Raw genomic sequence first — 11,949 nt, 5'->3', positions numbered from 1 at the left:
AGCAGGCTTACATATTCGGGTAATTGGGGCCTCCGCCGCCTTCAGGAGTGACCCAGTTGATGTTCTGGGTTGGATCCTTGATGTCGCACGTCTTGCAATGGACGCAGTTCTGCGCGTTGATCACGAACTTCGGGTCGCCCTCTTCGGCACCGACAATTTCGTAAACGCCAGCCGGACAATATCGCTGCGCGGGTTCATCGTAGAGCGGCAGGTTATACTCGACCGGAATCGACGGATCTTTCAGCTGCAAGTGGACAGGCTGGTCCTCCTCGTGATTGGTATTCGAAAGAAATACAGAGGACAATCGGTCGAACGTCAAAACGCCGTCGGGCTTCGGATAGTCGGGCTTGGGCATCATGTCGGCCCGGTAAAGCGTCGTATTGTCGGGGTGATGCTTCATCGTGAACGGCATGCGAAGGCCAAAGCTTTCGAGCCACATGGTGATGCCCGACAAAATTGTGCCTGCAAGATCACCATATTTTTCAACAAGCGGCAGGACGTTGCGGACGATGCTGAGCTCTTTCTTGACCCAGCTTTCGTCATAGGCCGCCTGATAGGCCTCAAGCGTGTCGCCCCCGCGCCCGGCGGTGACCGCGGCGAAAGCTGCCTCGGCGGCCATCATGCCCGATTTCATCGATGTATGCGTTCCCTTGATGCGCGGCACGTTCAGAAAGCCAGCGCTATCCCCAATCAGCGCGCCGCCCGGGAATGCGAGCTTTGGTACCGACTGATAACCGCCGTCGCTGATCGCGCGCGCTCCATAGGAAACACGCTTGCCGCCCTTCAATATCTTCGCGATCTCGGGATGCGTCTTCCACTTCTGCATTTCCTGGAAAGGCGAGGTGTGCGGGTTGCGATAGTTGAGCCAGGTGACAAAGCCCAAAGCGACCTGGCCATTGGCCTGGTGATAGAGGAAGCCGCCACCATTGGTGTTGGAATCGAGCGGCCAGCCTTGCGTGTGAATCACCCGGCCCGGCGCGTGGTTCGCAGGATCAATGTCCCACAATTCCTTGACGCCGAGGCCATAGACCTGCGGTTCGCAGTCGGCATCGAGCGCAAACTGCGGCTTCAATATCTTTGTTAGGTGCCCGCGCACGCCCTCGGCGAAGAAGGTGTATTTGGCGTGGAGTTCAAGGCCGGGCGCATAATCGGGCTTGTGGCTGCCATCGCGCGCGACGCCCATGTCGCCTGTCGCGACACCCTTCACTGACCCATCCTCGTTGTAGAGGATTTCGGCGGCGGGAAATCCGGGGAAGATTTCAACTCCCAGTCCCTCGGCCTGCTCGGCAAGCCAGCGGCACAGATTGCCCAGACTGCCGGTGTAAGTCCCCTTGTTGTGCATGAAACCCGGGGAGATGAATTCAGGCAGAGCGAATTTCTTCTTCTTCGTCAGCACCCAGTGCTGATTGTCGTTGACCGGCACCTCGGCAAGCGGGCAGCCCATCTCCCGCCAGTCCGGGATCAATTCGTCGAGCGACCTGGGGTCGATGACGGCTCCCGACAGGATATGCGCGCCGACCTCGGATCCCTTTTCAAGGATGCAGACCGAGAGGTCGCTGCCAGCCTCGTTCGCCAATTGCTTGAGGCGGATCGCCGCTGAAAGCCCCGCCGGACCTGCGCCGACGATGACGACGTCATAGGGCATCGATTCCCGTTCGCTCACCGATAATACCTTTCTGCAGTCCCCGCGCCGATCATTCATCGCGTTCGGCGCTCACCTTGTCACGAATTGCGATGCCCGCCAATTGACGCGTCCGTCAACTGCCTGTTTGAAACAAATTCATGGGTGGGCAAAAATCGGCCTTGCTGGCGAAAAGCATCTGCGACTGGTGGTCGCTTGCGGGGGTAGACGCACTCGTCGGAGAAAAGCCTGCGGGCTGGCTTCTTGCGCCGCCCGCAAATGACCCGGCGCACAGGGCGCGTCCGCCTGTCGCGGCCGAAACCGCCCCCCCGCCCCTGCCTCCCGCGCTGCAGCGCGCTGCCCTGGCGGACGCCGCCCCCCGAGCAGAGGGGCCCGTGACCTTCCCCGATGACTGGAACGGCTTTCAGTCGTTTCTGGCTGATCATCCGGACGTGCCGGGGAGCCAATGGGACAATCGCCGAGTGCTTCCTGTGGGCGCGCAGCGCGCGCCCTTGATGCTGCTTACCGCCTGGCCCGAGATTGACGATCAGCGCGAAGGCGCCTTGTTCAGCGGCGCGCCGGGAAAGCTTCTCGACGCTGCGCTGAAGGCGATCGGGGCAGCGCGCGATGACTGCTACCTCGCCAGTCTCGCTGTCACACGTCCGCCGGGAGGGCGCTGCGACGCGCGTGACCGCGCTGAACTTGAACGCTTGCTCGCCCATCATCTGGCGCTGGCCGATCCTGGAAAACTGCTGCTGATCGGCGGTGACATTGTGCAGATGGCGGCAGGCCTTGCGCTTCCCGATGCGCGTGGAAGGTTACTCGATATTAACCATTCAGGCGGCAGGGTACCCGCGGCAGCGATCGCGCATCCTGCAATGCTGCTCGCCCGTCCGGCCCACAAGGCGGCCGCCTGGGATAGCCTCAAACTGTTCAACCGGGGACGTTGACAGATGAAGACCTCGATTGCGGCCTTGACCGCTCCGCTCCTTCTTGCCGCCGCAGCGACCGCGTCGCCTGCGATGGCGACCGACGCCGGCGATCCCGCCCTTTACGGCGCGCCGCAGACGGTGCCGGGGATCCTTTCAGCCAAGCAAAGGCAATTTTATTCGCAGGTCCTTGCAGCGATCCGCGGCCAGCGCTGGGCCGATGCGAAGTCCATGCTCGCAGACGCGAATGACGGACCGCTCGACGATTTCCTTCGCGCCGAATTCTGGCTGGCGGCCAATAGCCCGCGCGCTGAAGTCGCCGACATCATGCCGATCCTCTCGCGTTCGCCCTGGCTGCCGCAAGCAGCCCAATTGGGACGTCTTGCCACGCGGCGGGGCGCGAGCGACCTGCCAGCCCTTCCGCCCGAAACGGCTCTTTCCTGGGCGGGTAGCGCGCCGCGGCGTCGCGGGGCGGACACGGTCAGCGACCCGTTCGCAGCCGGCCTTGCAACGAGCATACCCGAGCGGATCAAGAAGGACGACCCCGCGGGCGCCGAGGCGCTGCTCAATGCCGTGATCGATAAGCTCAGCCCGGAGGCCCGCGACGAATGGCGCCAGAAGGTCGCATGGTCCTATTATATCGAGAATGACGACGCGAACGCGCTGCGCCTTGCAACCGACTGCACGGGCGGGAAGAGCGCCTGGGCGACGCAGGGCGCCTGGGTGCGGGGCCTCGCCTCGTGGCGCATGCGCGATTATCCCACCGCGCTCGCCGCTTTCGACCGCGTTGCCAGGGAAGCCCCCGACAGCGAATTGCGAGCCGCAGGCTATTATTGGTCCGCGCGCGCCGCCATCGCCTCGGCCCGGCCCGAACTCGTCCAGTCGCGCCTGCGCGCTGCGGCTGCGAACCCTGAAACCTTCTACGGCCTGCTTGCGAGCGAAACGCTGGGGCAGGAAGCGGCGAGCCAGCGCGAGAACCTGCGCGCCGATCGCAGCGCGTGGCGCGCGCTTGAGAAACAGCCCAATGTCCGCGCCGCGATCGCGCTCGTGGAGATTGGCGAGGACAATTATGCGGGCGAAGCGCTCCGTCGCCAGGCCCAAATCGGCGATCCCCGCCAGCATGAGCAGCTGATCAGCATGGCCGAGGCATTGAGCCTTCCCGAGACCCAGCTCTGGCTTGCCCACAACACGCCGCAAGGCCGCAAGCTCGCAGCCTCCATGCGCTATCCGCAGCCCAAGTGGGAGCCCAATGGCGGCTGGAAAGTGGACCCGGCGCTGGTCTTCGCGCACACGCTTCAGGAATCACGCTTCCGCCGCACTGCGGTCAGCCCGGCGGGCGCTTATGGGCTGATGCAGGTGCGTCCCGGCACCGCGGGTGATGTCGCCCGCTGGGACGGCGACAAGATCAAGGCAGCGCTTGAAGATCTCAAAACCCCGTCGGTAAACATGGATCTGGGCCAGCGATATCTTCAGTATCTGAGCCGCGACGCCTCGACCGGCGGACTCCTGCCCAAGGTCATCGCCGCCTATAACGCCGGCCCCGCCCCCGTCGCCCGCTGGCAGACCGAAATTCGAGATCAAGGTGATCCGCTGCTGTACATGGAGTCGATTCCCTATTGGGAAACCCGGGGCTATGTCGGCACGGTCCTGCGCAACTACTGGATGTACGAGGCGCAGCAGGGCAAGCCCTCGGTCAGCCGTGCCGCCCTCGCACAGGGCAAATGGCCCCGATTTCCGGACAGCAAGGATCGCATCCGCCTGACCTGGGCAGGCGGCCTCGGCAATGCCGATTGATCCGGCCCTCCCCTTCAAGCCCGTCCGCATCGCCGTCCTGACGATTTCAGACAGCCGCAGCGCGTCCGACGACCGATCCGGCGATAGGCTCGAGCAATTGCTCACCGAGGCGGGCCACATCCTCGCCGCGCGCGCGATCATCCGCGATGAGGCCGACCTCATCGTCTCGCGCCTTCACAACTGGATCGACGACCCCGACGTCGACGCCGTGATCACGACTGGCGGCACCGGGCTCACCGGACGCGACGTGACACCTGAGGCGCTCCGCCGCCTCGACGGGAAGGAGATTCCTGGCTTTGGTGAGCTCTTCCGCTGGCTGAGCTATCAGGCGATTGGCACCTCGACGATCCAGTCGCGTGCCTGCGCCGTTGTCGCACGCGGCACCTATATCTTTGCGCTCCCCGGCTCGACGGGCGCAGTGACAGATGCCTGGGAGGGAATCTTGTCGACGCAGCTCGATAGCCGGCACCGGCCCTGCAATTTCGTCGAGCTCATGCCCCGGCTGATGGAGTGATCGCAGACCCCGGCATTTGACGGGGCCAAGAATGTTCTTTCTTTGTTCTATTTATTGCGATAGTCTTGGAGGGTGCCTGCCAAGCCCCTTCCTCCCCTCGCCGGCCGCGGCGCACCCGAAAATCGACCTCCCGTTCGCACAGGCTCGCTCGACCGCGAGGCCGACGGCGACTGGCTCGACGCAGCGGCCGAAATCGACGGCGCACCGCCCCGATTGCGCACCACCGTAACGATCGAGCATCCAAAGACCATCATCGCGCGCAACACCTCTCCCGACATCGGGTTCGACCGCTCGATCAACCCTTATCGCGGTTGCGAGCATGGCTGCATCTATTGCTTCGCGCGTCCGACCCACGCCTTCCACGATCTTTCTCCCGGGCTCGACTTCGAAAGCAGGCTGTTCGCCAAGCCTGACGCCGCCAAGCTGCTGCGGCAGGAGCTGACGAGGCCCAATTACAAGGTCGCACCGCTTGCCATCGGAACCAACACAGATGGCTATCAGCCGATCGAACGCGATTGGGGCATTACCCGGTCGGTGATCGAGGTCCTTGCCGAAACAAAACATCCGCTGCTCATCACCACCAAGTCCGACCGGCTTCTGCGGGACATCGATCTGCTGACGCAGATGGCGAAAGACGAGCTTGTCGGGGTCGCGATTTCGGTGACAACGCTTGACGCTGCACTCGCCCGCACCCTCGAGCCCCGCGCGCCGCATCCGCAGCGCCGCCTCGCGGCGATCCGCGCGTTGATCGACGCGGGCATCCCGACGCAGGTCAATATCTCGCCGATCATCCCCGCGATTACCGACCATGAAATCGAAGCGATCATGGCCGCCGCAGCCGGCGCGGGGGCAATCCGAGCTTCCTATATATTGATGCGCCTCCCCTTCGAGGTCGCCCCCCTTTTCAGGTCATGGCTGGCAGCGCATTACCCCGATCGCGCCGACAAGGTGATGCATATGGTTCAGGACATTCGCGGCGGCCGCGACAACGATCCCAATTTCTTCAGCCGTATGAAAGGTCGCGGCATCTGGCCGCAACTGATCCGTCAACGAGTGAAGCGCGCAGCGCGCGCGAATGGTATGGACCGGAGCTTTCCCGCGATCCGCACCGACCTCTTCCGACCGCCCGAACGTGGCGGGCAGATGGAATTATTCTGACCTCAAGCGAGGTGCATCCCCGGGGAAAAAGGGCGCGATCCTTCGCGCGTCAGGCCTGCCCAAACCAGGCGTCTCGCGTTGGCGTCGGGTATCCCCCGAGTGCGAGGAGGCGGGCTGGAATCAGGTCTCTGCAAGCGATTTCAGCTTGTAATCCTTGTAATCATCGCGAAGCTGGCGCTTCAGGATCTTGCCCGTCGCGGTGTGGGGCAAGGCGTCGACGAAAACGATCTCGTCGGGCAGCCACCATTTGGCGACCTTGTCTTTCATATAATCGATGATAGCGGACGCGCTCACTTCGGCGCCGGGCTTGGGTACGATGAGCAGAATAGGGCGCTCATCCCATTTGGGATGGTAGACGCCGACCGCTGCCGCTTCCTGCACACCTGGCGCGCCGACCGCGGCATTCTCCAGCTCGATCGAACTGATCCATTCGCCTCCCGATTTGATCACATCCTTTGCCCGGTCGGTGATCTGCATGACCCCGTCGGGATGAATGACCGCGACATCGCCGGTGTCGAACCAGCCATCGGCATCGGCAGCGTCACTCTCGCCCTTGAAATAGCGCTGGATGATCCACGGCCCGCGGATCTGAAGCCGTCCGCTGGTTTGACCGTCGCGCGGCAGGACGTGGTCCTCATCGTCGACAATGCGCAGCTCGACCCCGAACGGCGGGCAGCCCTGGCGGCAGATGACATCGACCTGCTCGTCAAAGCTGAGCCCGTCCCAGTTCCATGGCCGCCGCCCCATCGTGCCGATCGGGCTCGTTTCGGTCATGCCCCAAGCGTGCCCGACATAGACCCCCGCTTTCATGAAGCGCTCGATCATCGCGCGCGGCGCTGCTGATCCCCCGATAATGACATGCTCAAGGGCGCCATAATCGATCCCGGTCGCGTCCATGTGCGCGAACATGGCGAGCCATACCGTGGGTACGCCAGCGCTGTGGGTAACCCCCTCGGCATGCATGAGCTCGCAGAGCAACTCAGCGTCGTTGGTTGCCGAGAATATCATCTTTGCGCCTACGGTTGCCGCCGCAAAGGGTATGCCCCAGCTATTGGCGTGGAACATCGGCACGATCGGAAGGACAGCGCTGCGGTTGGAAAGATTGAAGGCGTCGGGCTGAATCTCGGTCACGGCGTGAATGACGTTCGAGCGATGCTCGTAGAGCACGCCCTTGGGATTGCCTGTCGTTCCGCTGGTGTAGCAAAGGCCCACCGGATCGCGCTCATCAAGATCGACCCAGGCGAAGGCGGCATCGCCCCCGGCGATCAGTTCGCGGTAGGACAGATAACCCTCCTGCGCGGGCGCGTCGAACAGGACAAAATGCTCGACGCTCGCAAGCGACGGGCGCAACCGCTCGACGATCGGCAAGAAGGCGGCGTCGAGGAACAGCATCCGGTCTTCGGCATGGTTGATGATATAGACGAGCTGCTCGTCGAATAGGCGCGGGTTCACCGTGTGAAGCACCCCGCCCATTCCTGCCGTACCGTACCAGCTGACGAGGTGATGGCCATGGTTCATCGCAAGCGTTGCAATGCGGTCCCCCTTTTTCATGCCGAGCCTGGTCAATGCCGACGCGAAGCGGCGCGCATCGCCCCCCACCTCGCCCCAGGTCGAGCGCGTGATGCGGCCGTCGGCCCAGCGCGAAACAATCTCACGGTTCGCGTGCTCGCGCGCGGCATGATCGATCAGGCTGGTGACGAGAAGCGGCTGGCCTTGCATTCCCATATCGGCATCCTCTCATTGCTATGGTTTATGGGATAATCGCGATTGCGCGCTGTGCAAGCATCAAGCGCGTGGCGTGGAAGCCGTCTGGGCGCGCCGTGGGAGCTGCAAGGCTCAGCCGCGCGCCCGAAAATCCCGGGGGGTGTAAAGCGAGAGCGACGGCTGGGCGACCCCGGCCACGACCTCGAGCCGCGCCACCACGTCGGGGCCGAGGACAAAGTTGCGGCCCAGATTGATCCGTACCGGATCGCCGGTGAGCGGATCCTCGGTCGTGATGATAATGCGCCCCCGCGCGTCATCGCGGCGTTCGCATATCCGCACCATGTCGTCGATGGCGCTCGCTTGCTCGATACGGCAGGTCAGCTGCAGCGCGGCGGTTGCCGCCATGTCTGCGAGCGATTGCGCCCCGCGTACCGTCACTCGGGGCGTCTCCTCGCCTTCGAGCAGATCAAGTTCGACCGAAAGCAGAGCGCAGCCCCCGTCCGCGGCCAGGGTTTCCAGAACCTTGCCCGCCTGCTCGTCGAAGCAGCTTGACTGGAACTGTCCGCTGCGGTCCGAGAGGGTAAGGTTGAGGAAGCGATTACCGCGCTGCGAAACGCGCGGACGCGCGCTTTCGACCATCGCGGCCATCGTCATCGGAATTCGCGTGCCAGGCGTCATTTCGACCGTCTCGCAGATCTCGCCATAGGTTCGCGCGCCGCGCGCCGCTACGATCGCATCAAATTGCTCGACCGGGTGCGCCGAGAAATAAAAGCCGAAAGCGTCCTTTTCCCTGCTCATCCGCTCGGCAAGCGTCCAGGGTTCCGCAGCGGGAAGCTGGAGGACGGGCGCGAGATCGATGTCGCCGCCGAACAGTCCGCCTTGCCCCGTCGAGCGTTCGTGCGCCGACGCATTGGCGCAGGCGAGCAGCGCCTCTGCGCCCGCGAAGACGCGCGGGCGGTCGGGCTCGATACCGTCGAACGCGCCCGCGCCTGCCAGCGCTTCGATCTGCCGGCGATTGAGCAATTTGGGATCGATACGGCTTGCAAAATCGTCGAGGCTCGCAAAATCGCCGCGCGCGCGCCGCTCGGCAACCAGTTCCTCCATCGCGCGCTCGCCCACGCCCTTGAGCGCGCCGAGCGCGTAGCGCACCACGAGCCCTTCGTCGGTCCGGCCGACCGAGAAATCCGCCTCGCTCTCGTTCACCGAAGGAGGCGCAACGGCGATGTCGAGCCGTCGCATATCGTCGATGAAGATGGACAATTTGTCGGTCTGGTGGCTGTCGAACGACATCGAGGCGGCAAAAAACTCATGCGGGTGATGGGCTTTGAGCCAGGCGGTCTGGTAGGCGAGAAGCGCATAGGCGGCCGCGTGGCTCTTGTTGAAGCCATAGCCTGCGAACTTGTCGATCAAATCGAACAGCTCGTTCGCCTTTTTTGCGTCAATTCCATTATGTTCAGCGCAACCCTTCACAAAGGTTTCACGCTGGGCGTCCATCTCGGCCTGGATCTTCTTGCCCATCGCGCGGCGCAAGAGGTCGGCGCCGCCGAGGCTGTAGCCCGCGAGGATCTGCGCGGCCTGCATCACCTGTTCCTGATAGACGAAGATGCCGTAGGTTTCCTCGAGGATGTCTTTCAGCAGTGGATGCGGGTAGGCGATGGCCTCGCGCCCGTTCTTGCGGGCGCCGAAGAGGGGGATATTGTCCATCGGCCCTGGACGATAGAGGGCCACGAGCGCGATAATATCTCCGAAATTTGTCGGCTTCACCGCTGACAGCGTGCGCCGCATGCCTTCGGATTCCAGCTGGAACACCCCGACGGTATCGCCGCGCTGGAGCAGTTCATAGACCGCAGGGTCGTCCCAGCCGAGCTGCCCCAGGTCAACGTCAATCCCTCGCAGCGCTAGGAGGCGCCCGGCCTCTTTCAGAACCGAAAGCGTCTTGAGCCCCAGAAAGTCGAACTTTACCAGCCCTGCGCTCTCGACATATTTCATGTCGAACTGCGTCACCGGCATATCCGAGCGCGGGTCGCGGTAGAGCGGCACGAGCTGGTCGAGCGGCCGGTCGCCGATGACCACCCCCGCCGCGTGGGTCGAGCTGTGTCGCGGCAAACCCTCGAGTTGCCGCGCCATATCGAACAGGCGCCGAACCCCGTCGTCCTGCTTATATTCGGTCATGAGCTCGGACACGCCGTTCAGCGCGCGCTCGAGCGTCCAGGGATCGGTCGGGTGGTTCGGTACGAGCTTTGCCAGCCGGTCGACCTGGCCATAGCTCATCTGGAGCACGCGGCCGGTGTCCTTGAGAACAGCGCGCGCTTTCAGCTTCCCGAACGTGATGATCTGCGCGACCGTGTCGCGGCCGTATTTTTCCTGCACATAGCGGATCACCTCGCCGCGCCGCGTCTCGCAAAAGTCGATATCGAAGTCGGGCATCGACACGCGTTCAGGGTTCAAAAAGCGCTCGAAAAGGAGGCCGAGCTTGAGCGGATCAAGATCGGTGATGGTCAGCGCCCAGGCGACCACCGACCCCGCGCCCGAACCGCGCCCCGGCCCGACCGGAATATCATGGGCCTTGGCCCATTTGATGAAGTCTGCAACGATCAGAAAATAGCCGGGAAACCCCATCTGCGTGATAACGCCGATCTCATATTCAAGCCTGTCGACATAGGCCTGCCTCTCCGCATCGCTGAGATCGGGATAGAGCGCCAGGCGCGCGGCAAGGCCCGCGTGGGCATCGGCCTTGAGCTGCGCCGCCTCGCCCTCGCGGTCGCCGGCCAGGCTGGGGAGGATCGGGGCGCGCTTTGGCGCCATGAAGGCGCAGCGCTGCGCGACGACGAGCGTGTTGCGTATCGCCTCAGGCAGATCCGAAAACGCATCTTCCATCGCCTCGGCGGGCTTCAGCCAGGCCTCGGGGCTCGATACGCGCCGATCCTCGCTTTCGACATAGGCCGATTGGGCAATGCAGAGCATGGCATCGTGCGCGGGATGAAATTGCGGCTCGACAAAATTGGCTGGATTGGTTGCGACCAAAGGCAATGCGCGTCGATAGGCCATCTCGATCAGCGCCGCCTCCGCGGCCGTCTCGACCGGATCGCCGCGCCGCGACAGCTCGATATAGAGCCGGTCGCCGAAAAGCGCCTCGAGCTGCTCGACATAATCCTCGGCCGGTGTCTTCTGATCATCCGCCAGGAGGCGCGCCAGCGCCCCCTCACCCCCGCCGGTCAGGCAGATGAGTCCATCGGTGCGCCCGGCAAGCGCTGAAAGCGCAACATGCGGATCCTGCTCGACGGGTCGATCAAGGTGCGCGGCCGAAACAAGTGCGCAAAGATTGTCGTAGCCCTTGGCGTCCTGTGCATAGAGCGCCGCCCAGTCGATCAGCGGCGCCCCATTCGCCATGCGCTGGCCAGGCCGCGCGATGCTCAAAAGCGCGCCGATGATCGGCTGTACGCCCGCGGCTTTGCACGCATCGCCGAAAGCCATGACGCCGTAAAGCCCGTTGCGATCGGCAACAGCAATCGCGGGAAAGCCCCGGTCGCGCGCGGCCTTGGCGATCGTCTTGGGCTCGATCGCACCCTCCAGCATCGTGAAGCTGGAAAAGACGCGCAACGGAACGAAGGGGCTGTAGGCCATGCGGGTGACGCTAGGCGGACGGGACGATTCGGAAAAGGCCCATCTACCCGCTCAGCGCGTCTTGAGGACACAGCATGGGGAGATTGCCGCTCGACCTTGCGCTATCCCCCGCTTGCCCCTCTATCCCAGCAGTGCCTCGATCTCGGCGCGAAGCTGCTCAGGCTTTGTTGTTGGCGCATGGCGCGAGACGACCTTGCCGCTGCGATCGACCAGGAACTTGGTGAAATTCCACTTGATCCCACTGCCAATCAGCCCGGTTTTCTCGCGCTTTAGATGCTTGAAGATCGGGTCGGCATCGCTGCCGTTGACGCTGATCTTCGCCATCACCGGAAAAGTCACATCATAGGTGAGCGAGCAAAAGTTCGCGATCTCGTCGGCGTCGCCCGGCTCCTGCCCGCCGAATTGATTGCACGGAAAGGCCAGCACCTCGAATCCGCGGTCCTTGTAATCGCGGTAGAGGGCTTCAAGTTCGGCATATTGGGGCGTGAAGCCGCATTTCGACGCGGTGTTGACGATGAGCAGCACCTTTCCGCGATAATCGGCCATCGACTGCGTGCCGCCACCCGGTAGCGGCGCGGAAAGATCGTAAAGCGCCATGGTTCCTC

The 11,949-nt window shown here is 63.4% G+C and carries 8 protein-coding genes; 4 read left to right on the top strand and 4 right to left on the bottom strand.

All coding sequences use genetic code 11. The features are described 5' to 3' along the window. Positions 1-7: 7 nt before the first annotated feature. Positions 8-1,663 carry an electron transfer flavoprotein-ubiquinone oxidoreductase gene (locus tag LH20_RS11265; protein ID WP_053554283.1) on the bottom strand — a complete coding sequence of 552 codons (1,656 nt, stop codon included), beginning with the start codon at positions 1,661-1,663 and terminating at the stop codon, positions 8-10. Positions 1,664-1,782: 119 nt separating this feature from the next. On the opposite strand from LH20_RS11265, the gene LH20_RS11260 reads away from it, so the two are divergent. The 4 genes from LH20_RS11260 (at position 1,783) to LH20_RS11245 (ending at position 6,016) form a co-directional block, all read left to right on the top strand. Further along, the gene (locus tag LH20_RS11260; protein WP_053554282.1) at positions 1,783-2,571 is read left to right on the top strand and encodes a uracil-DNA glycosylase family protein; all 789 of its coding nucleotides are present in this window, start codon (positions 1,783-1,785) and stop codon (positions 2,569-2,571) included. Between the two features lie 3 nt (positions 2,572-2,574). After that, complete coding sequence (locus LH20_RS11255; protein WP_053554281.1) at positions 2,575-4,344, top strand: lytic transglycosylase domain-containing protein; 1,770 nt, start codon at positions 2,575-2,577, stop codon at positions 4,342-4,344. After that, entirely contained in the window at positions 4,334-4,858 is a 525-nt protein-coding gene (gene moaB, locus LH20_RS11250) for a molybdenum cofactor biosynthesis protein B (RefSeq protein ID WP_053554280.1), read from the top strand. The genes LH20_RS11255 and moaB overlap by 11 nt, the downstream gene beginning before the upstream one ends. Before the next feature lie 72 nt (positions 4,859-4,930). Next, positions 4,931-6,016, top strand: a complete 1,086-nt coding sequence (locus LH20_RS11245; RefSeq protein WP_053554279.1) for a PA0069 family radical SAM protein — start codon at positions 4,931-4,933, stop codon at positions 6,014-6,016. Positions 6,017-6,136: 120 nt separating this feature from the next. Here LH20_RS11245 and LH20_RS11240 read toward each other — a convergent pair whose 3' ends face one another. From LH20_RS11240 to LH20_RS11230, 3 genes are all read right to left on the bottom strand, one after another. Then, on the bottom strand, positions 6,137-7,741 hold the full coding sequence (locus LH20_RS11240; protein ID WP_053554278.1) for a long-chain fatty acid--CoA ligase: 1,605 nt from the start codon (positions 7,739-7,741) through the stop codon (positions 6,137-6,139). A gap of 111 nt (positions 7,742-7,852) precedes the next feature. Continuing rightward, positions 7,853-11,344 (bottom strand): DNA polymerase III subunit alpha, encoded by a 3,492-nt coding sequence (gene dnaE / locus LH20_RS11235; protein WP_053554277.1) that lies wholly within the window; start codon positions 11,342-11,344, stop codon positions 7,853-7,855. A 120-nt stretch (positions 11,345-11,464) separates the two neighbouring features. Next, entirely contained in the window at positions 11,465-11,941 is a 477-nt protein-coding gene (locus tag LH20_RS11230; RefSeq protein ID WP_053554276.1) for a glutathione peroxidase, read from the bottom strand. Positions 11,942-11,949 lie beyond the last annotated feature (8 nt).

The organism is Sphingopyxis sp. 113P3, from assembly GCF_001278035.1.
Taxonomy (GTDB): Bacteria; Pseudomonadota; Alphaproteobacteria; order Sphingomonadales; family Sphingomonadaceae; genus Sphingopyxis.
Note: the sequence above shows the minus strand (reverse complement) of the source record. Positions and strands in the feature narration are given on the sequence as shown.

Coding starts and splice junctions, on each gene's coding strand:
- LH20_RS11260 (WP_053554282.1), top strand. CDS start 1,783: ATGGGTGGGCAAAAATCGGCCTTGCTGGCGAAAAGCATCTGCGACTGG.
- LH20_RS11255 (WP_053554281.1), top strand. CDS start 2,575: ATGAAGACCTCGATTGCGGCCTTGACCGCTCCGCTCCTTCTTGCCGCC.
- moaB (WP_053554280.1), top strand. CDS start 4,334: ATGCCGATTGATCCGGCCCTCCCCTTCAAGCCCGTCCGCATCGCCGTC.
- LH20_RS11240 (WP_053554278.1), bottom strand. CDS start 7,741: ATGGGAATGCAAGGCCAGCCGCTTCTCGTCACCAGCCTGATCGATCAT.
- dnaE (WP_053554277.1), bottom strand. CDS start 11,344: ATGGCCTACAGCCCCTTCGTTCCGTTGCGCGTCTTTTCCAGCTTCACG.
- LH20_RS11230 (WP_053554276.1), bottom strand. CDS start 11,941: ATGGCGCTTTACGATCTTTCCGCGCCGCTACCGGGTGGCGGCACGCAG.